The organism is Paenibacillus sp. MDMC362, assembly GCF_003269305.1.
Classification (GTDB): Bacteria; Bacillota; Bacilli; order Paenibacillales; family Paenibacillaceae; genus Paenibacillus_AQ.
Map to the genome: position 1 here is coordinate 106,539 of NZ_QLYT01000035.1, position 21,583 is coordinate 128,121.

Annotated in this window: 16 protein-coding genes; 6 read left to right on the forward strand and 10 right to left on the reverse strand. The window is 51.8% G+C overall.

Translation table 11 applies throughout. The annotated features are described in order from the left end of the window. Positions 1-97: 97 nt before the first annotated feature. The 10 genes from DP091_RS18205 to cidR form a co-directional block, all read right to left on the reverse strand. Positions 98-550, reverse strand: a complete 453-nt coding sequence (locus tag DP091_RS18205) for a hypothetical protein (RefSeq protein WP_113059620.1) — start codon at positions 548-550, stop codon at positions 98-100. A gap of 184 nt (positions 551-734) precedes the next feature. Continuing rightward, entirely contained in the window at positions 735-2,606 is a 1,872-nt protein-coding gene (locus DP091_RS18210; protein WP_113059621.1) for an ABC transporter ATP-binding protein, read from the reverse strand. Next, positions 2,603-4,330: an ABC transporter ATP-binding protein gene (locus DP091_RS18215; RefSeq protein WP_113059622.1), complete on the reverse strand. Its 1,728-nt coding sequence runs from the start codon at positions 4,328-4,330 to the stop codon at positions 2,603-2,605. Before DP091_RS18215 ends, DP091_RS18210 begins: the two co-directional genes overlap by 4 nt. Positions 4,331-4,341: 11 nt before the next feature. Then, positions 4,342-4,902, reverse strand: a complete 561-nt coding sequence (locus tag DP091_RS18220; protein ID WP_113059623.1) for a MarR family winged helix-turn-helix transcriptional regulator — start codon at positions 4,900-4,902, stop codon at positions 4,342-4,344. A gap of 122 nt (positions 4,903-5,024) precedes the next feature. Then, positions 5,025-6,137 carry a ribosome small subunit-dependent GTPase A gene (gene rsgA, locus DP091_RS18225; RefSeq protein ID WP_113059624.1) on the reverse strand — a complete coding sequence of 371 codons (1,113 nt, stop codon included), beginning with the start codon at positions 6,135-6,137 and terminating at the stop codon, positions 5,025-5,027. Positions 6,138-6,536: 399 nt separating this feature from the next. Further along, on the reverse strand, positions 6,537-8,825 hold the full coding sequence (locus DP091_RS18230; protein ID WP_113059625.1) for an ATP-dependent DNA helicase: 2,289 nt from the start codon (positions 8,823-8,825) through the stop codon (positions 6,537-6,539). A gap of 146 nt (positions 8,826-8,971) precedes the next feature. Beyond that, positions 8,972-9,766 (reverse strand): delta-lactam-biosynthetic de-N-acetylase, encoded by a 795-nt coding sequence (pdaA, locus tag DP091_RS18235; protein ID WP_113059626.1) that lies wholly within the window; start codon positions 9,764-9,766, stop codon positions 8,972-8,974. Positions 9,767-9,912: 146 nt separating this feature from the next. Next, positions 9,913-10,956, reverse strand: coding sequence for an oxidoreductase (locus tag DP091_RS18240; protein ID WP_113059627.1), 1,044 nt, complete (start codon positions 10,954-10,956; stop codon positions 9,913-9,915). Positions 10,957-11,152: 196 nt separating this feature from the next. After that, positions 11,153-12,775, reverse strand: a complete 1,623-nt coding sequence (locus tag DP091_RS18245; RefSeq protein ID WP_113059628.1) for a catalase — start codon at positions 12,773-12,775, stop codon at positions 11,153-11,155. 108 nt (positions 12,776-12,883) lie between these two features. Beyond that, on the reverse strand, positions 12,884-13,774 hold the full coding sequence (gene cidR, locus DP091_RS18250) for a cidABC operon transcriptional activator CidR (protein WP_113059629.1): 891 nt from the start codon (positions 13,772-13,774) through the stop codon (positions 12,884-12,886). A gap of 126 nt (positions 13,775-13,900) precedes the next feature. On the opposite strand from cidR, the gene DP091_RS18255 reads away from it, so the two are divergent. From DP091_RS18255 to DP091_RS18285, 6 genes are all read left to right on the forward strand, one after another. Further along, on the forward strand, positions 13,901-14,272 hold the full coding sequence (locus tag DP091_RS18255) for a CidA/LrgA family protein (protein WP_113059630.1): 372 nt from the start codon (positions 13,901-13,903) through the stop codon (positions 14,270-14,272). After that, positions 14,269-14,958 (forward strand): CidB/LrgB family autolysis modulator, encoded by a 690-nt coding sequence (locus DP091_RS18260; protein ID WP_113059631.1) that lies wholly within the window; start codon positions 14,269-14,271, stop codon positions 14,956-14,958. The genes DP091_RS18255 and DP091_RS18260 overlap by 4 nt, the downstream gene beginning before the upstream one ends. 268 nt (positions 14,959-15,226) lie before the next feature. Continuing rightward, a complete protein-coding gene (locus tag DP091_RS18265; protein WP_113059632.1) occupies positions 15,227-17,086 on the forward strand; it encodes an LTA synthase family protein in 1,860 nt (619 codons plus the stop codon). 687 nt (positions 17,087-17,773) lie between these two features. After that, positions 17,774-19,126 carry a hemolysin family protein gene (locus DP091_RS18275; RefSeq protein ID WP_113059634.1) on the forward strand — a complete coding sequence of 451 codons (1,353 nt, stop codon included), beginning with the start codon at positions 17,774-17,776 and terminating at the stop codon, positions 19,124-19,126. Positions 19,127-19,280: 154 nt separating this feature from the next. After that, positions 19,281-20,870 (forward strand): PTS sugar transporter, encoded by a 1,590-nt coding sequence (locus DP091_RS18280; RefSeq protein WP_113059635.1) that lies wholly within the window; start codon positions 19,281-19,283, stop codon positions 20,868-20,870. Positions 20,871-20,991: 121 nt separating this feature from the next. Then, a complete protein-coding gene (locus DP091_RS18285; protein WP_258394611.1) occupies positions 20,992-21,546 on the forward strand; it encodes a hypothetical protein in 555 nt (184 codons plus the stop codon). Positions 21,547-21,583 lie beyond the last annotated feature (37 nt).

Sequence of the window (21,583 nt, forward strand, 5' to 3'; positions counted from 1 at the left end):
ACATCACTGAAGTTTATAGTTTCTTACAATTGCAAAAAGGCACCCTGACGGGTGCCTGTGTTATGTTATGACCTGGACCTGGATTACCTATGCAGGCCTAAGCGATTTCTGGTGCCGGTTCCTCGCGGTATGCCTCGAGCGAACAGTCCACGATGATCCGTATGAAATCCGGATCCATATCCTGAAGCCAGGGCATGGCGTTATTCCAAGCATTTTCCTCGATTTGAAGCGCGATCTGCTTCTGCTCCCATTCATCCACCGTTCGATCCATCCGGTCGCAGAGTTCTGTCAGCGTCAGGTCCATCGAATGGCCCAGCTCATGCGCAAATACCACCGCAAAATAGGCAGAAAACAGCTCAAGTGTGCCAAACAGCTGCAGGCACTGCTGGCGTATGACTTCGGTATACATCGTCACGCTGTGCGAATTCATGACATATTTCCCGCCGATTAACCGGCCCCCTGGAAAATACGCCTCCATCTCCACGGTGACACTGCTGCCCGACCGACGTAGAAGCTCTTGCGTAATTCGGTTCAGTTCGGACTTATTCAATAATGATCATGGCTCCCTTTAAAGATATAAACATAAACATCATTATAAAAGAACCATATGAAAATGCAATAACAAATATGCCTGCCAGCTTGCTCTCAACCTACTGAAACCTATCATTAATAACCCCAAAAAAAGACCCACTCCGCACGCGGATGGGTCTCTTATTATAACATTTCTTGCCTAGCTATCCAGCCTCATGCTGGTCACTGAATTGACTGTTATACAGGTCCGCATAGAAGCCGCCGTGAGACAGCAGCTCTTCATGGGTTCCCTGCTCGATAATGCTGCCCTTGTTCATGACCAGAATCAGGTCCGCATCCCGGATCGTGGACAGTCGATGCGCGATGACAAAGCTGGTGCGGTCCTTCATCAGCTCATTCATCGCTTTCTGGATATAGAGCTCCGTTCGGGTATCCACGCTGCTGGTTGCCTCGTCGAGGATCAGAATCGATGGATTTGCCAGAATGGCACGTGCAATCGTAAGAAGCTGCTTCTGCCCCTGCGATATGTTGGAGGCCTCCTCGTTCAGAACGGTGTCGTAGCCGTCCGGCAGCGTCCGGATGAAATGATCCGCGTGAGCCGCTTCCGCCGCTCGGATGATCTCTTGTTCTGTGGCGCCTTCGCGTCCATATCCGATATTATCCCGGATAGTCCCGTTAAAAAGCCATGTATCCTGCAGCACCATCCCGAACAGGCTGCGGAGTTCGCCGCGCCGAAGAGCGGTAATATCCGTGCCGTCTATCGTAATCTTGCCCTTATTCAGCTCATAGAACCGCATCAGCAGATTAATGAGCGTGGTTTTCCCGGCACCGGTCGGTCCGACGATGGCGATCGTCTGCCCGTGCTTCACGTCCACATTCATATCCTCGATCAGAAGCTGGTCCGCTTTATAGCCGAAGCTCACGTTCTCGAAAGACACATCGCCAAGCGGCTTCTTGAGCGCTGCCGGAGCTGTATGCTCTGAAACTTCTTCTTCCTCATCCAGCACTTCAAATACGCGCTCTGCCGATGCGACGGTGGATTGAATGACATTCGCGATATTGGCAAGCTGGGTAATCGGCTGCGTGAATTGGCGTGAATACTGGATGAATGCCTGAATATCCCCAATCTCAATCGCTCTGCGGGTAACGAGCACGCCGCCGACGACACTGACGATCACATAACCGATATTTCCGACAAAACCCATCAGCGGCATGATGGTACCCGATATAAACTGGGCTCTCCACCCGGCATCATAGAGCTTGTCGTTGACCTCATCAAATTGCTCCATGGATTGTCGTTCCCGGCCAAAGGCCTTCACGACCTTATGACCCGTGTACATTTCTTCTACATGTCCGTTCAGCTCACCCAAATGCTTCTGCTGAGCCACAAAATGCTTCTGCGAGCGCTTGGCAACTACAATGGTGACCACCACGCTAAGCGGCAAGGTCAGAATAACCACCAACGTCAGCAGTGGACTGATCGTGAGCATCATGACGATGACGCCGACCAGCGTGACAACGGAGGTAATCATCTGCGTCAAGCTCTGCTGCAGCGTGCTGCTGATATTGTCCATATCATTGGTCACCCGGCTCAGCGTTTCCCCATGCGTCCGAGCGTCAAAATATTTCAGCGGCAAACGGCCGAGCTTGTTGTAAACATCCTTACGCAAATCATACACGGTCCGCTGGGCCACACCAGCCATAACATATTGCTGGATGTATGCAAATAGAGAGCTTAAGAGATATAAGCCTGCAAGCCAGAGCATGATCGTCCGAATAGCGTCAAAGTCGATCCCGGCACCCGGCACGCCTTGCATTTTGGCCATGAAGCCCTTGAACAGGATCGTGGTTGCATCCCCTAATATTTTCGGGCTCACGATGCTGAATATCGTACTGAGAATGGCTGCAATCAAAACGATCAATAGCTTGCCGGTATGCGGTTTGAGATATCGCGTTAACCGGCGAAAAGTGCCTTTGAAATCCCTGGCTTTCTCCCCTGCCATTCCGGGCCCGTGCGGGCCGCCAAAGGGACCGCCAGGTCCCCGGGGATGTCCTCCTCGTTTCTTCTCACTCATGCGATCTCCTCCTCTGACAGCTGCGAGGTAACGATTTCGCGGTACACATCGCTGGTAGCCATGAGCTCCTCGTGCGTGCCGATGCCGGCAATGCGTCCCTCATCCAGCACGATAATCCGATCAGCGTCCATGACGGTGCTTACCCGCTGAGCGACAATCAGAACGGTAGCTTCCGTCGTTTCCTCGCGGAGCGCTGCCCGAAGATTGGCATCCGTCTTGAAATCCAGCGCCGAGAAGCTGTCGTCAAACACATAAATCTCGGGCCGTCGAACCAGCGCCCTTGCAATCGAGAGCCGCTGCTTCTGACCTCCCGATACGTTGCTGCCGCCTTGCGAAATCTCGGCATCGTATCCGCCCTCCATGGAGGAGATGAAATCGGCGGCCTGAGCAACCTTCGCGGCATGCCGGATCTCCTCGTCCGTTGCTTCCTCTTTACCGTAGCGGATATTCTCCGCAATGGTACCGGTGAAGAGCAGCGCCTTCTGCGGCACGAATCCAATCCGGCCCCGCAGGTCCTCCTGCATCATGTCCCGGATATCCGTACCGTTGACGAGTATCCGCCCCGACGTCACGTCATAGAAACGCGGGATCAAGCTGATCAGCGTCGATTTACCAGAGCCGGTTCCGCCGATGATCGCCGTGACTTCCCCCGGCCCGGCATGGAAGGAAATATCGGATATGGCGGGTTCCTCCGCACCCGGATAATAGAAGGTTACATCCTGAAATTCAATCGAGCCGTGCTCCACGCCGGAATCAGCCGGTTGCTTCGGATCATGGATCTCCGGCATCATGTTCAATACCTCATTGATCCGAACCGCCGATGCCTGTGCACGAGGAATCATGACAAACATGACGGATAACATGATGAGCGAGAACATGATCATCATCGCGTATTGGAGAAATGCCATAAGGTCGCCGACCTTCATATGCCCGCTGTCGATCCGCAGACCCCCGAACCAGACAATCGCCAAGGTGGCAAAGTTCATGACCAGCATCATGACGGGCATCATCGCCCCCATGATTTTATTGACTTTGATCGAAGTGGCCGTCAGGTCCTCGTTCGCGTCGTTAAAGCGGACGGTTTCATGGTCCATCCGGTTGAAGGAACGGATGACCCGGATTCCGGTCAGATTCTCCCGCAGCACGCGGCTCAGCGTATCAATCTTCACCTGGATCGCTTTGAAGAGCGGGATCCCTTTTTTGGCGATGAGGAAAATAGCCAATGCCAGAATCGGCAGGACGATCAGAAGCACCGTCGTCAGTCCCGGGTCTCTTGACACAGCCATCACAATGCCCCCGATACACATCATCGGCGCTATCGCCATCATGCGAAGGATCATGATCGTGACCTGCTGCACCTGGGTAATATCGTTCGTTGTACGGGTAATCAGGGATGCCGTACCGATCTTGTCGAATTCCTGCAGCGTGAAGTTCTCCACATGGGAGAAGACGCGTCCCCGAACAATCTTCCCGAACCCCGTAGCGGATTTGGATGCCAAATAACTCGCGGCAATAGAGCATACCATGCCCCCTGCTGCTACCAGGAGCATAAAGCCGCCCACACGCCAAATGTAAGGCACATCTCCCTCAACGATGCCATAATCCACGATGTCTGCCATCAAGGTCGGCAGGTACAGATCAGACAGACATTGGAAAAATGTGAACAGCAGGACAAAAATGACCGCGGTCCGGTACGGTTTCATGTAGTGAAACAGTTTTAACAAATCCCCCACCCCTACTCGTTGTCAGATGTCGTTTCGTTCGTTTTGCGTTTTTGCTCGTGAAAATGATACACCTTCGTTAACAGCTCCGTCAGTTTGACGCTGTCCTCTTCCCCTAGAAAATCCACCAGCTCGTTAAAGTTGTTTTTGACGTTCTGATAGGTTTCCTGGACTACGCGGTTCCCTTCCTCTGTAAGCTGTACGCGCACCGCACGTCGATCCTGTGCATCCATCACCCGTTCCACCAGACCCTTGCTCTCCAGAGCGTTTATAAATTGGGTGATCGTCGGTGACGTAACATTCATCATGCTGCTGATTTCGGACACTTTCATGCCAGGACCATCAGGCTCGATATGATGTTTGAGTCCCATCAGAACGCGGATCTCGCCGGGCGTATAACCGGAAATCAGGTGCTGATCCCATTCCTGCTTGTGGAACATGCGAATGCTGTACAAGAGCCTGCCGGCAACGCTGTCCTCCCGCCTGCCACTCTTCATGCACAGTCCTTCTCGCGATTCCTTTTCCTCTTTCCCGTTGTTCTCATTATGTAAATCTGGATGTTTATCCTCTGCCATGATCCACCTCTTTTCTGCAACCACTTCAATAAATAGATAGTCTGCCAATTTATTTGGTTGCCTAACTATATACCCGAAAGAAGGCCGAAGTCAAATCGACTCCGGACCTCTTGTAACATCCATTATTCGTCATCGTACAGCAGCTGCTGATATGCCCCTTTGCTGCCTCGATCACTCTTGCGGGACGACTTGCCCGAGCTCTTGTTCTGGCGGCGGGTGCTGACCCTCTCTTTACGGGCGATATGGGCGAGCTCCCGCTCCGTCTTCTTATAATTCGCGTATCGTTTCGCATCCAGCGTTCCGTCCTGCAGTGCTTCCCGGACCGCACAGCCGGCCTCCGTTTCATGACGGCAGTCATGGAACCGGCACTGCTGGGCGAGCGTGGCAATGTCCGCAAAGGTTGCCTCGAACCCTTCTTCCGAATCCCACAGCTGCAGCTCCCGCATGCCCGGCGTATCCACCATAATCGCGCCTCCCGGCAGCACAAAGAGCTCTCGATGCGTCGTCGTGTGCCGTCCCCTAGCGTCCTCTTCGCGTATCCCTTGAACCCGCTGCATCTCCTGGCCTGACAGCCAGTTCAGAAGGGTGGACTTACCGGCCCCGGAGGTACCTGTAATCGCAACCGTCTTCCCCTGCACCAGATAAGCCTGCAGCTGCTCCTTCCCATGATCCATCAAGGAGCTCACCGCATGAACCGGCACGCCCGGTGCAACAGCCTCTACCTGCGCGACATAATCTTCCGGCGATTCACATAAATCCGCCTTGGTAAGCAGCACGACGGGTGCGGCTCCGCTCTCCCAGACCGCAATCAGATAGCGTTCAATCCGGCGGACATTAAAATCCTTGTTCAGCGCGTTAATGATAAACACGGTATCCATGTTTGCGGCAATGATCTGCTCATCCGGGACGCTTCCCGCTTCCCTGCGCGTCACCGCGGACTTTCGGGGGAGCAGCTGATGAATGACGGCACGGGATTCCCCTTGCAGCGGCTCCACCATGACCCAGTCGCCAACAGCGGGAAAATCGCTTTTGCTGGCCGCTTCGTATTCGTATTTGCCCGTAACAATCGCGGACTGCTCTCCCTCTTGCGTAATAATGCGGTAATGCTTCGAGAATTGGGCTGTAATGCGTGCAGGTACCAGCGCTTTATCCTGCTGCGGGATCTGCCCGGCCATCAAACTCCAATGTTCATTCCATCCATAGGCTTGTAGCATGGTCGTGTCTTCTTTAGTCAAATTCGTTATATCCCCTATCGTTATTGAATTGGTTGTTATCAAACACAAAAAACCGCAGATTTGTATCCGCGGCTAATCTGAATATATACAAGAAGAAGGCCTCAAACCCCGTACGGCCAAGCCGATATAAAGGTCTTACCAAGCCCTTGCATAGACACAAAAAACCCGCAGGATACCAAGCACGGTCTCCTGCGGGCTCTTTTCAGTATGGAGTTAAAGACAAGTATAGCTACATGCCTTATACCCCTATACCATTAGAATTTCCCGTCCAAAGAGACCAACGTCAATGCAACCCATCCACTATGCATCATAACCATCTGACATCAGCCTCCTTCAGCTAAATTAATATATCCGTATTATAGGTGCCCAATTTCCAGTTGTCAACATCTCATGAAAAAATTAGATGCGCCTGTAATGCCTCCACTCCCCCGGCAGCAGCATCCCGTACTGTCGATTCAAAAAGCGGTCATCCACCAGCGTCAGCGTTCCGCTGTCCTGCTCCGATCGGATCAAGCGCCCTCCGGCCTGCAGCACTTTGTTCATGCCGGGGTACACGTAGGCGTAATCGTATCCCCTCTTGCCGGTACGATCAAAATAATCCTTGATGATATCATTCTCGAAAGATAGCTGCGGCAGTCCTACCCCGATGACCACGACGCTCGAAAGCCGTTCTCCCTTCAAATCGATGCCTTCGGAGAAAATACCGCCCATCACGGCAAAGCCGATCAGCGGATCTTCCGCATCCGCCTGGAAGGCATTCAGGAATGCCTCCCGCTCCTCTTCGCTCATCCCATGCCCTTGGAGCAAGGTACGCGCTCCCGGATTCATTCTGGCAAACGCCTCATGAATATCCTGCATGTAGGGATAAGACGGCAGGAAGATCAAGGTATTTACCGGCTTTTCCTGAACCAGCGCACTCAGCATCCGGACGATGGCCTCGCTATTGCGCTCCCGATCCTTGAATCTCGTCGATAACGGCAAAATTCGAACATCCAACTGCTCGGAGGAGAAGGGAGAGGGAATCGAGAGGCTGTAGTCCTCTTCCTCTGCTCCCAGCATGTCGCGATAATATCCGAGCGGCATGAGTGTTGCCGAGAAAAATACGCTCGAGCGGTAGTTTTTACCCGCCTGCTGGAGCAAATAAGAGGGGTCCAGACAAAACAGCTTGAGAAACACCTCGCTCTGACTCATCTCCGCATACGTGACAAATCGATCGTCATACAGCTTGGAGATGCGCAGATACCCCTGTACCGCAAAATAGCACTCCAGGAGCGCATCGGCCTCATCCCCGCTCTTGCCGGTCATCAGTTCCGCCTCCGCCTGGAGCGAGAAATCCTCAAGCAGCTCAACCATCATCTCCGGCTGCTGGGACCCGACAATCCGCTCTTCCTCTTCACTGACCTTGCGCAGCACTTTAAAGCGGTTGTTCACCCGCTTCGCCGCGTTGTAAAGCGCGGGATTGCTCTCTTTGTAAGCTCGTTGCAGTTCCAGAAAAGCCGATTTATTCAGCTCGGCCGAGAACATTCCCCGCGCACGGTCGACCAGATTGTGAGCCTCGTCAATGAGCAGCACGCTGCGTTTCTTCACGTCCTCCGGCATTCGCTTGAAGGATACGCGCGGGTCGAATACATAGTTGTAATCGCAGATGACGGCATCTGCTGCATACGCGGCATCCAGCGAGAACTCAAACGGGCACACCGTATGCTTCCGGGCGTACTCTTCAATAACGGGTCTCGTGATCAACGTTTCATTCGAGAGCAGATCCAGTATGGCGCCGTTAATCCGGTCGTAGTAACCCTCCGAGAAGGCGCAGCCCATCTGACTGCAGCCTTCCGCTTCACGGAAACAAATCTTATCCTTCGCCGTCAGCGTGACCGTGTGCATGCAGAGTCCTTGACGCTCCATACGCGCCATGGCTTCCTCCGCGGTGGTTCGGGTGATCGTCTTGGCCGTCAGATAAAAAATCCGAGATAATAGGCCCTCGCCGATCGCTTTAACCGAAGGAAACAGCGTGGATATGGTTTTCCCTGTGCCCGTCGGCGCTTTCGCAAACAATCTTCGTCCTTCTCCGATGCTTTTATAAACGGCCCCGGCGAGCTTTCGCTGCCCCTCGCGGTAAGAGGGAAACGGAAACTTCAATTCGCGGATGCTCAGGTCCCTCCGCTCGCCATGCTCCCGCAGCAGGTTGGCATAAGGCGCATAAGCCGCCACGACCTCCAAGACGAAGGATTCCAGCTGAGCGAAGCTCCATTCCTGTACAAACTGCTTCCGCTCTCCGCTCGGGACCTGGAAGTAGGTTAATCTCACCGCCATCTTCGGAATCTCATGCTGCTTGGCGTACATATAGGCGTACATTTGGGCCTGTGCCCAATGAACGGGGTACGTGTGCTCCGTAATCACGCCCAAATCGCCGGAGGTCGACTTGATCTCGTCAATCATGATCCGCTCTTCCTCATGAATCAGACCGTCGCAGCGACCTTCCACGACAAACAGAAGATCCTCGTAAGGAATCTCGACTTCAAGCTGAACTTCCTTCTGATCGTTCTCACCATAGTCGCGCTGAACCTGTTGATGCGCCCGGGTTCCCTCGGTCAGGGATGTCGCCGTGCGAAAACCCGAGGTAATACTGCCGCTGCGAAAGACGTATTCCACCAGCGGCCTGACGGATATTTGGATAGTATGAGGCATGATGGTCTCCTTCGTTCATGTTCTATGAAGGGTATTATACCAAACATTCGTTCCTGAAAGCGAAGCATCCGAATTCATTCGAAACAAAAAAGCGTGCAGAAGGCATCCTGACAGATGGCGTTCTGCACGCTGTATGCAACATATACTTATGGGGCTTTCTTCTGCATCTGATCCAAGCTCTTGAACTCGTACCCCCGGTTCTTGGCCTCGTCAATGATTCGCCCAAGCGCCTCGGTGTTGTCCTTGGAGATCGAGTGAAGCAGGATCACGGCGCCCGGGTGGAGCTGCGCGGTTACCTTATCATAAGCATACTGCGCACCGCGCTGGGACTTTACGTCCCAATCCATATACGCGAGCGACCAGAAGACATTGGTGTAACCCAGCTGCTTGCTGGTCGCCAGCGACCGCTCATCGAAAATACCCCGCGGCGTACGCAAATATTTCATGTCCGGCTGACCGGTTATGCGCATAACCTCCTTCTTCACCCGTTCCAGCTCCTCGGTCAGCTTCTCTGCCGAGATCGTGGTCACATCCGGATGATTCCAGGAATGGTTGCCGATAATATGGCCTTCCGCCGTCATCCGCTTCAGCAGATCTTCCTGCGTCTTCACGTAGTGTCCGGTCACGAAAAAGGTGGCAGGCACCTTTTTCTCTTTGAGCGTATCCAGGATACGGGAAGTATATCCGTTCTCATATCCGTTATCAAACGTAAGATAGAGCTCCTTCTGTTCGGCATCGCCCATGAAGATCGCATCGTATTTTTGCAGGAGCTCCTTAAAACCCTCCTCGTTGATGGAAGGCAGCTGGCCATTGACGCTTTTTTTGAACCCAAAATGAAACGGACCGCTTCCGCCCGCCAAAGCCGCTCCGGCGATGGACAGCATCACCGCCAAGCTCATAAGAAGCATAAGGGCCGGACGAAGGATACCATGTTGCTTCATATCCGTTCTCTCTCCTTCATTGTTGTGATATGGATCGACTCCCCTTATGAAAGTCCTACCAAGGGTAGCATCACCTAATATCCCACAAATCGGAGCAAACTATGTGTTGACACATCGAGGACTCTAATACCGAGTTCAGCGGCGCCTCAGGTGATCTTGATCAATCGGCCCTTCTGATGGCTCTGCAATGCATACTCGATCATGCGGATAACATTGCGGGCTTCTTCAGGCTGGACGGGTAACGGGCCATCCTTCTGAATCGCTTCGGCTAGTCCCTGATAAAAGGCCTGGTAGCGGCCTGGCAGCGTCTCAATCTCGCCCTGAACCGCAAGCCCGCTCAGCTCGGTAGCAAGCTCCCCGTACTGGTCCGGCTGGTCTTCGCCCCAGCCCGCATCCCCCGGGTGCATCCCCTGCTTCAGCTGGCCTTCCTGAGGGTCTGTTCCATACTTCAGGAAGCTTCCCTTATCCCCGTGCAGCTCGAATTTCGGGCCGGCTTGCCGGACCAGCGAACCGGAATGCAGAATAACGCGAAACGTTTTGTAACCCAGCACCAGATGGAAATAATCATGGGTTTTGGACCCTTTGCGCTCCGTTCTCAAATCCGCCCACAACGTATCCGGCAGACCGAACAGGAACAGCGCCTGATCCAGCAGATGCGAACCTAAATCGTACAGAATGCCGGACCCGGGATTTCCCTGTTCCCTCCACCGCTCCGATTGCACCTCCGGACGGTAGCGGCTGAACTGCGCCTGATAAATGGAAAGCTTGCCGAGCGCCCCCGTCTCCAGCAGATTGCGGACGGTCAGAAAGTCATTGTCCCAGCGGCGGTTGTGATATACCGTGAGCAGGACTCCCTTCTGTTTGGCAAGATCAATCAAATGGTCCGCTTCGACGGATGTTACGGTAAACGGCTTCTCGACGACCACATGCTTCCCAGCCTCGATAGCTAACCGGGTATATTCGTAATGCGTTGCATTCGGACTCGTAATGATGACAACATCAATATCCGGAGTAGACAAAAGCTCATCCACGCTATCGACAACCACCGTATTAGGCAAATCCTTATGAACCTTGTCCGGATCTGATGACACAACCGTGTGGACTTCGTAATCCGGCACGCTTCTCAGGATAGGTGCATGAAACACCGACCCGGACAGGCCGTAGCCGATGATCCCCGCTTGTATTGCCATAAAGCAAGCCTCCTCTTCCCATGGTTCTATGTTGATTCGATATGTATCGTTTCGATTCCTTGCAACATCTTAACATTCCGCAAATATTTTACAACCTCCAATGGTAAAGCCGCCTGCACATTAATCAATGTACAGGCGGCTCTCCTTATTGCCATAGCAAATCATAACCTGGGGTCCGCTTTCGGTCTAGCGAATATTAGTAAGGATCCGCTTCATGGCCCATGCGGTTTGCATCCTCTACCGCCTGCTCCCGTACGTTCTCGTTCGAGCCCTTTCTGGCCTGCTCGAGTCCTTCCCGCACGCGGCGTCCATACTCCTCATCCGCATTCGTGAAATATTCCACCATCTTGTCTTGAATCCGAATATCGCATTGGATAAGCGCACCCACCAGGTTGCTAATCAATTCGTTTCGCTCCCAATCCTCAAAGGCTCTGTACGTATCCCCGGCCTGCTTGAAGTCCAGCGTACGGTCCAGCTTCTGCCGGACGAGGTTGGCATTATAATGCGGCTGATGCGGCTTCGCTGTCTGAGCGGCTTCCACCAGACCGTCGGTCATGGACGGCTCGTAATCCACATGCGGGCTTTGCCCAGGTGCCTTATCCACGTAATAAGACATCTGCCCGCCGCGCTGGTTAGTAGCGACCCGCTTCTTCGGCGCATTGATCGGCAGCTGCAGATAGTTGGTGCCCACCCGATGCCGCTGGGTATCCGAGTACGAGAATGTGCGACCTTGAAGCATCTTGTCGTCCGAGAAATCAAGCCCATCCACCAACACGCCCGTGCCGAAAGCCGCCTGCTCCACTTCGTTATAGTAGTTCTCCGGATTGCGGTTCAGCACCATTTTGCCTACCTTCAGGAACGGGAATTGATCCGCCGGCCACAGCTTGGTAGCATCAAGCGGATCGAATTCCAGCTCCGGATGCTCATCATCGCTCATAATCTGAACGCATAGCTCCCATTCCGGATAATCCCCGCGTTCAATGGCCTCATATAAATCCTGTGTCGCATGGCTGTCATTCATGGCCTGGATCTTGCTTGCTTCTTCCTGGGTAAGGTTCTTAATGCCTTGCTTGAGCGGCTCCCAGTGGTATTTAATCAGCACGCTGTTGCCCTCTGCATTGACCCATTTGTATGTATTCACACCAGAGCCCTGCATTTGGCGGTAGTTAGCCGGAATGCCCCATGGGGAGAAGACAAATGTGATCATATGCGTCGCTTCCGGGGAACGGGAGACGAAATCGAACATGCCGACAGGACCCGGAACGTTGGATACTGGATCGGGCTTGAACGCATGGACCATATCCGGAAATTTGAGCGGATCGCGGATAAAGAATATTTTCAGGTTGTTGCCGACGAGATCCCAGTTGCCTTCCTCCGTGTAAAATTTCACGGCGAACCCGCGCGGATCCCGAAGCGTTTCCGGTGAGCCGGCACCGTGGATGACGGTTGAGAACCGGACGAACACCGGTGTGCGCTTGCCTTCAACCTGAAACAGCTTGGCTCGGGTATACTTCGAAACGGGCTCGTCGCCCACTTTCCCATATGCTTCGAAGTAACCGTGAGCTCCAGCACCCCGAGCATGCACGACGCGTTCCGGAATGCGTTCCCGGTCAAAATGCGTGATTTTCTCCAGATAATGATAATTTTCCAGGGTCATCGGACCCCGATTCCCTACCGTTCTCACATTCTGATTATCCGAAATAGGATGCCCCTGACGATTAGTCAGCGTATCCTCCCGCTCCGTCTCGCCCCGATTCTCGGCGTATCCTGCCCGTTCTTGGTTTATTCCGTTATTAGCATCATAATCTTGGTCACTCACGAATGTCATTCCTCCTTGGATATAAGGCTTGTAAATTGGTTCTCTTTACTATGGATATTATGTCCAAGGAGTGAAAATGTATGAAACGCCCTACAATTTATAACAAACTTATTCATGCTCGCCCAGGAGGGAGCGGGTAAAGCTGATCCATTCCCTGACGGCAAAGGACAGGTACCGGTCCTTCCTCCAGATCATCCCAAGCTGCCAGGGGATCGAGGGATTATCCAGCGGCAGTATCGTCACGCGCGAAGAATCGATTTCCTTACAGATCGTCTCCGGAAGCAATGCGATCCCCAGATTGGCTGCCACCATGCCGCTGATGAGATCCCACTGCGAGCTTTCATAGACCACCCTTGGCTCGAAGCCCGCGCTGACGCATTCGCGGATAATCCGGTCATGCAGCGTAAAGTCCTCTCGAAACAACACAAACGCCTCGTCGGAAAGCTCATTCAGGTGCACATGATCTCTGTCTGCGAGCCGGTGAGAAGGATGGACGAGCAAATTCAGCTTCTCTTTGACAAAGGAATAATAGTGGAATACATCCTCATTGACCGGCAGCACCGCGACGCCGATATCCGTCTGACCGCTTTCCACATCCGCTTCGACCTTCTTCGCCCCATCTTCAATCAGTTGAATGGTAATCTTCGGATATTCCCGGTGGAACTGCCCGATCACCTCCGGGAAAAAGCTGGAACCCACCATAGGCGGAAGCCCGATACGGAGATGGCCGCGCTTCAGGTTCATAAGATCCTCCAGCTCGGCCGATACCCGCTGAAAGGAATCCACCATTTGCTGAGCCTGCTGATACATGATATGACCGGCGTCCGTCAGCTCAATTCGTTTGCCCTGCCGATAAAACAAGGTTACGCCCCACTCGTCCTCCATGTTGCGAATCGTTTTGCTGATCGTTGGCTGCGTAATATACAGCTTCTCGGCGGCCTTGGTAAAGCTTTGGTTCCTCGCTACCTCAAGAAAATACTCCAGATGTCGTATATCCATCCGATGCTCCCTCCGGTTTCTTCTATGTATAGATAAATGGAATGCATATCATTCGATATATGCATTTTACCTATGAAAATTATCGTTGTAAAATTTCATTAACAATGAAAATAAAGGAGGCCGGTCATGATCAACATGTTGAAAGGAACGCTCCAAGTGGCCGGTTTCATGCTTCTCTCCTTAGGGATGGATCAACTGGCCGCTTGGCTGAATATAGGAATTCCGGGCAGCATTCTCGGAATCGTTGTTGTATTTATACTTCTCGAAACCAAAATCCTCCGACTGGAATGGATCGAACTTGGCGCCAATTGGCTGCTCGCCGAATTGCTGCTGTTCTTCATCCCTGCTGCCGTCGGCATCATGAAATATTTCCCGATGCTGGAAGCCGAAGGGCTCCAGATTCTAGCCGTGGTTTTGTTCAGCACCGTCATAGTGATGGTTAGCTCGGGACTAACCGCCGGCTTCATCTCATCCAGAAAGGAGCGAAAAACATCATGAGCATCCTGTTGACGGTAATTCTCGGCTTATTGTTAACGATCGGGATTTATGGGGGGGCCAAAAAACTGTATCGCCGCCTGCCAAAGGTCTATTTATCACCGCTCCTTATCACTCCTGTACTAATTGTCGTGATATTGACACAAACAGGGGTATCCTATGAATCATACAATGAAGGGGCGCAGTGGATCAGCAAGCTGCTTGGACCGGCTACGATCGCTTTTGCCGTGCCTTTGTACAAAAATTTCCAAACCCTTAAAAAACATGCGGCCGAAATTATGCTCAGCGTGCTGACCGGATCGGTACTCGCGATGATATCCTCTGCATTTCTCGCAAAATGGATGCACCTGAACAGCTCGCTCGCCACCAGTCTCGTGCCGCGCTCCATAACAACGCCCATTGCCATGAACGTCTCGGAGGTCATTGGGGGGGTGCCGAACATGACTGCCGTCTTTGTCATTATGACCGGGATTCTAGGCTCCATGATCGGTCCGGCGGTCATGCGGATCTTCCGGATTCGGGGCGATATCGCAAGAGGTGTGCTGTTTGGGACCAGCGCCCATGGAACCGGCACCTCCAAGGCATTCGAATTCAGCTCCCTTTCGGGGACGATCTCCAGCATTTCGATGATCGTCGCCGCTCTCTTCACCCTCGGAACCGCACCACTGATTATGTCCTTTCTTTATTAATATTGCGAAACCCTGACAAAACCGGCGATGGCCGGTTTTTTGGGCTGTCTATTTTATGTTGTTATAAGAAGCACGGGGACTTACTTTAACTCTTTGACAACCTCCTCCGAAGAGGTCATAATAAGTTCTGTTCATTAGTTTTGTAAAATAAATGGTATACGGAATGTATATCAACAGTAAGAATAACGTCTATCGATTCTTAAATAACGAATGGCCGCTGGAGTTTTAGAATTAGGTATGCCGCGGCATTGAAAGGAAGGCGATACAGGTGTTTTCCACCTCGCGGTTTCGGTTAACGATTACGAAGCCTTTTATATTTTTCTCTGTCATTATGCTGCTCAAAAGCTACCTGGCATGGGTGGTCATTTTTGATGATGTCATGCCATGGAAGCCGCTCATTACCGAAATTCCTTTTATTTGGCTTGCATTCAGCTTAATCGAATGGTTCGCTTCCAAGCGAAAGCTCGCTGCCTATATGAGTGTTAACTTATTGCTGACCGCCATATTCTTCGCAGCCATTATGTATTATAAATATTACGGTGTCATTGTTACGTATCACGCGCTGGAGCAGGTCAATCAGGTAACCGCGGTAAGCAATAGCGTATTCTCCTTAATGGACCCTTACTACCTGCTGATTTTCACGGATATCATCGGTATGTTCTTTCTACTATGGCGCAGTGACCGCGTCAAAAAGTGGAAGGTTCGGCATGCCAAGAAAGAAAAGCGCAAGATAATCCCTATTGTTTTCGTTGTCTCTTTAATGCTGTGCCTGTTCCAGATTATGCCGAACCGCGCAAGCATGAACGAAATCGTGAAGGCCCAGGAGATGGGTATTCTTAACTATGAGGCCTATACGATTTTCCAGCAGGAGAACAAAGAGCTCGTGGATGCCAAGACCATCACGCAGGATAAAGTCAACGAATTGAAAGGACTCGGAGCAGCTGATCAGGAAGCCCTGCTCTCGGGTGCAGCCAAAGGGAAGAACCTGATCATTATCCAGATGGAATCCTTCCAGAAGTTCTTGATCGGATTGAACATTGATGGTAAAGAAATTACGCCTAACTTGAACAAACTCGCCAAAGAGAGCCTATACTTCCCGAACTTCTACCAGAATGTCGGCCAAGGTAATACCTCGGATGCCGAGTTTGTGGTGAATACATCCTTCTACATTCCACCGCGGGGAGCGGCAACGCAGCATTATGCGGACCGAGTTCTGCCGAGCCTGCCGAGATTGCTGCAAGGGGAAGGTTATGATACTGCCACTTTCCACACCAATGTAGTGGAGTTCTGGAACCGCGGAGAGCTGTACAAGGCGCTCGGTTTCAACCGATATTACGATAAAGCATTCTTCGGCGATGAAGATAAGCTGTTCTTTGGCGCTTCGGATGATGCTCTGTATTCCAAAACCGCAGCCGAGCTGAAGAAGATGGACGAAGCCGATAAACCGTTCTACAGCCATGTCATTTCCATGTCGGCTCATCATCCGTTCACGATTCCTGAGAATAAGTATCGGATGACGCTGCCGGAGCGGTATGAAGGCACCTTCGTCGGCGACTATATCCGCTCGCAGAATTACGCCGACGATGCGCTTGGTAAGTTCATTGAGCAGCTGAAGAAAGACGGCGTGTGGGATAACAGCCTGATTGTTCTCTACGGAGACCACCTCGGACTGCCGATTTATTCCTTGGACAACAAGGATAAAGAGCTGATGCACGAAATTTATGGCCGTGATTATAACTCCGGCGATATGATTAATATCCCGCTTATGATCCATGGAGAAGGCCTTCAGCCGGAAGTGAAGGAGCAAGTCGGCGGGCAGATCGACCTCATGCCAACGGTGGCTAACCTGCTCGGCGTATCGATGGACAATCAGCTTCATTTCGGCCAGGATCTGTTAAACAACACCGATAATAACTTGCTGCCGGAACGGTATTACCTTCCTTCCGGTACCTTTATAAACAATACGACCCTATACATCCCGGGAATCGGCTTTGAGGATGGAACCAAGCATCCGCTTCCGAACGCGGACGAGAAGAAGACCCAGGCGACCAAGGAAGAATTCGAACGCGCGCTGCAGCTGCTCCATCTGTCGGACAGCTATATCAGACAGCTGCCATACCATAAATAGACCGTGGCTTAATAGGACAACTCTTTCGGATAATCGGAGAGTTGTCCTTTTTTGTGTTTGGCAGAAAATCGCCGGAAATCCTTGATGCATAAAGGTTTTTCACACCCGAGGGCGACGGTTATTTGACATACTGGCTTACTTTTTCTTATTATTAATAGCAATATACCTTGTTTTGAAACCCGCGTTCGTGGTGAAATTACGTACAACAACTTAAATGACTCATACTCATACGCTGACAATTAAGCCATATATTTTTTATGAACAAATCGATTATGAATTGTAGGAGTGACGATCCGACTTGGACCCCATACGAAGGATAAACAGAATTATATGTTCAACACTTGGCCTTCTTCTGATTTCTTCCTTTACCCATGTCCCCCTGGTGGACATTACCGATTCCGCTGCTGCTACGCAGGGAATGGAAGCGTCAGAAGGGACTCTTCCATCGCCAACGCCGGTGCCCAAGAGCCCGGAACCCGTTCGGTTGATGCTGGAGTCAAAATACCATGTGTCTCTGCTTTCCTTGCATAACGTTACATGCCGCACGGATACCGATATGTTTCTGCTCCTAAAGCACATGAAACTAGACCCTTTAAAATTCCGGTCGAATTATGTTGACAGCCATGCATAGTAAGTGATGGTTAATAAAAAACTAATTCGGATCAGATAAAAAAGGATGTGTTTTGTTTGGATGACAGTATAGGCTTAAATTTATTCTTAGTCGCTGTGCTTATCGCAGCTACCGCTTTTTTCGTTATGACAGAATTTGCTATCATAAGACTTCGCCCCAGCCGGGTAGACCAATTGGTAATGGAAGGGCGCAAAGGCGCGCTTGCCGTCAAAAAGGTAACTTCGAATCTGGATGGATATCTGTCCGCGTGTCAGCTGGGAATTACCATCACGGCGCTCGGTCTTGGTTGGCTCGGGGAACCGACCATCGAGAAAATTCTTCACCCGGTGTTTGATAGCTTTGCAATTCCTGCGGCCGTCGGATCGCTAATCTCGTTTTTGCTTGCATTTATTATCATGACTTATATTCATGTCGTTATTGGTGAACTAGCGCCGAAAACGATTGCTATTAATAAAGCGGAAGCCGTGTCGTTCCTCTGTGCGACACCTATTATCTGGTTTAACCGGATCATGTACCCGTTCATCTGGTTGCTGAACGGATCCGCCAACAAGATCGTTCGTCTGTTCGGCATGCATCCCGCCAGTGAGCACGAGGAAGCTCACTCGGAAGAAGAACTCCGCATGATTCTGAGCGACAGCTATGAGAGTGGAAAGATCAATCAAGCCGAATACGGTTATGTAAGCCGAATTTTTGCTTTTGATGATATGCTTGCCAAAGAGATCATGGTACCCCGTACCGATATGATCTGCCTGTATGTCGATAAGCCGCTTGCCACTAATCTGCAGATCATCAAGCGCGAGCAGTACACCCGTTTTCCGGTTGTACGCGGTGACAAGGACCAGATCGTCGGCATGGTGAACACCAAGCAGTTCTTTCTGGAGTTTGATGACAATTCCAACATCGACTTGACCAAGCTGATTCATCCGGCCATGACGGTATCCGAAGCGATACCGATCAAGAAATTGCTTCGGAAAATGCAGCAGGAAGGCACGCATATGGCCATCCTGATCGATGAATACGGCGGCACCTCGGGGATGATCACGATCGAGGATATTCTCGAGGAGATCGTCGGCGAAATCCGCGACGAATTCGACGAGGATGAAGAACGCGAGTTGACCCAGCCTGAGCCGAACCGCATTATTGCCGACGGCAAGGTATCCATTAACCGGATCAACGATCTGCTTCACATCGACCTGAGCACCGATGACCTGGATACGATCGGCGGCTGGCTGTACGGACATAACTCCGAGCTTGCCAAAGGCGATACATGGACTTACGGTGAACTGACGTTTACCATCATCGAGAAGAAGACCCACCGCTACACGAAGCTGCAAATTGTTAAAGAAACAGCCGAATCAGCAGCGGAAGAAGCAGCTGCCTTCGCAGCTGCAAGCGAAAACAACGAATAGATAACAGATTTAGCCAAGCCGCCATGCAGCCTTTACCGGGTTATGCATGGCGGCTTTTCGTATATCGTAATGACATTTTAACACTTTAACAAGTTATAACTCTGCTGTAATATAGAAATAATCTAGTTTAATACATATGGGGGGGCAGCAAATCATGAATCGTCAAATCGCTATCATTGGAAGCAGCGGCGGCAATCTGTACAATCTCGGCGGCAAAGACCCGCGCAAGCTGCTGGATGAAATATTGATGCAGCTGGAGAGCGCAGGTCTGTCTTGCGGGGCACTGCAGTTTATCGCTGCCCAGGTCTCCATGGATGCAGCCAAGGATACATCGCCTGCCGCGCTTTACAGCTGGAACATTTCTCAAGGAGAGCCCGTGGTTATTGCCGAAGGCACCCTTCAACAGGTCAATCAGGCAGCAGAACGGCTGGACCGGGAGATTGCCGAGCAGATTGAACTCGGCGAGATTGACGGCATCATCGTTATGAGTGCCGATCCTGAGGGCAGCAACCGGCACGCCATAGAGGCTGCTGCCAAGTTCCGATTGCCGGTGACCGGTACTGGCGGAACTTCCATGGCCATCATACAGACCAAAGGCGCGCATGTCATCGCCGCTTCGGGTACCACCGGAACCACCAACCGAACCCGCGCGGTCACCTTTGTCACTTCCCTCAGCAAGCATTGGCGGCTTACGTATCGGCCGGTCATCGGAAATGCAGCCGCGAACCTTCACGGAGCGTCCGGAAGCTCTTCGCCATGGCGGCGCATCAATATTCGGGGCATTATGATGGCATCCCTCCCCGGGTTTATCGGCATGGCCCTGATCCTCGCTGTCAGCAAAATCCCGGGGTTATCCCCGCTGACTGAAGTGTTTGATCTATTGATCAAGGCGCTGCCGGTCATCGTTGCTGTCATCGCAGCCAAACAGGTATCCGAACTGGACGAGGTATCCATCGTGGCAGGCATCGTGGCAGGTGTCCTCTCCGTCGAGGGAGGCATTATCGGAGGCATCATTGGCGGTATTGGCGCAGGTATCATCGTCCATTACATATTCCGTCAGTGCGTGGAGTGGCGTTTTCCCGCAACCACGGTCAACATTGTTGCAGGCGGTATATCGGGGCTGATTGCCGGTCTGCTGGTTTACTTCCTTATTGCACCGATTGCGCTGAGTGCAGGGCAAGGCATCCGCTTCCTGATCGAAACGCTTGTCTCCTGGAGCCCGGCTATAGCCGGATTGATTGCCGGCCTGCTGATCTGGCCCGCGATCATTGGCGGCGTTTACCATGCGGCCATCCTGCCGATTGTACTGCTGGAGATGGAGACAACAAGCAACAGTTTCCTCGGCGCGGTCGATATGGTCGGTCTGGTGATGGTGTCCGCAGGAATCACGCTGGCAAACATTATCGCCCCGCGTGATAAGGGAGAAGCAGCCGTAGCGGCTCCCGGGTTTGCCATCAATATGGGTTTTGGCACCTTCGTTGAAGCCGCCTACCCCTTCATGTTTTCGAACAAACTCGTGTTTGCCGGAGCGATAGCTTCCGCAGGTCTTGGCGGCATGCTCGTCGGTCTATTCGGCGTTCGGGGAACCGCTTACGTGCCTTCCTTCATCGGTCCCATCACATCGAATAACACCTTTGGCTTCCTGATCTCCATGGCAGCCAGCATGCTCTGCTCGTTCCTGATCACGTTCTTCGTAAATAAACTATCCGGTTATCGGGATGCGAAGAACACCGTGAGCATGTAGTTATGATCAGCTTCAATATGCAGGATTTAAGCTAACCAATCGGCCTGAAAAAGAGTTTATATTATAGATAGGCTCTTATTTAGATGCCTATACCCATTCTAAAAAACGGAAGGAGGTTATGATGATCGTGAAATTCAGAAGAATATCGCTGTTCGCACTGACAAGTGTCCTGCTGGCCGCTTCGCTGGTCTGGAACAGCGAACAAGCAGCCGCTAACGATGCAGAGAACTATTCCGTGAAGGCAGCAGGCACCCCCATGACCAACGTTCTTGTTCACAAAGGCAAAGCGTACGTTCCGCTCAAGTCCTTAGCCGATGCAATGGGGTATGAAATTTCCTATACGCTGAAGGAGGAATTGGACAACTTTCATCAGTATGACGTGAAGGCAGCGAACAATCCCCCGGTATCGATATGGGGCAACGATAAATGGGGGTATACGATCGTTCGGCGGGCAACGCAAGAGATGAACGTGAACGATATCGACATTTATAAGCCGGCCAAGCTATGCCCTGAGGAATCGGACCATTGCAAGCTTGATGAGAGCAAGTATAACGGCCCTCTTTTCATCAAGAACACCCTCTACGTACCTGTCCGAGACATGGCCACAGCCTTAAATCTGAAGCTGACCATGAAGCAGACCCAGAAAGGGCGCGTCATTCATCTGTCCCAGCGCTGAAGCTCCCATTTCCCCCTAACGAATACTTAAAAAAGCC

Bases quoted from the DNA above. Each gene is read 5' to 3' on its own strand.
- DP091_RS18210 (WP_113059621.1), bottom strand. From the start codon at position 2,606: ATGAGTGAGAAGAAACGAGGAGGACATCCCCGGGGACCTGGCGGTCCC.
- DP091_RS18220 (WP_113059623.1), bottom strand. From the start codon at position 4,902: ATGGCAGAGGATAAACATCCAGATTTACATAATGAGAACAACGGGAAA.
- DP091_RS18230 (WP_113059625.1), bottom strand. From the start codon at position 8,825: ATGCCTCATACTATCCAAATATCCGTCAGGCCGCTGGTGGAATACGTC.
- pdaA (WP_113059626.1), bottom strand. From the start codon at position 9,766: ATGAAGCAACATGGTATCCTTCGTCCGGCCCTTATGCTTCTTATGAGC.
- DP091_RS18240 (WP_113059627.1), bottom strand. From the start codon at position 10,956: ATGGCAATACAAGCGGGGATCATCGGCTACGGCCTGTCCGGGTCGGTG.
- cidR (WP_113059629.1), bottom strand. From the start codon at position 13,774: ATGGATATACGACATCTGGAGTATTTTCTTGAGGTAGCGAGGAACCAA.
- DP091_RS18255 (WP_113059630.1), top strand. From the start codon at position 13,901: ATGATCAACATGTTGAAAGGAACGCTCCAAGTGGCCGGTTTCATGCTT.
- DP091_RS18260 (WP_113059631.1), top strand. From the start codon at position 14,269: ATGAGCATCCTGTTGACGGTAATTCTCGGCTTATTGTTAACGATCGGG.
- DP091_RS18280 (WP_113059635.1), top strand. From the start codon at position 19,281: ATGAATCGTCAAATCGCTATCATTGGAAGCAGCGGCGGCAATCTGTAC.
- DP091_RS18285 (WP_258394611.1), top strand. From the start codon at position 20,992: ATGATCGTGAAATTCAGAAGAATATCGCTGTTCGCACTGACAAGTGTC.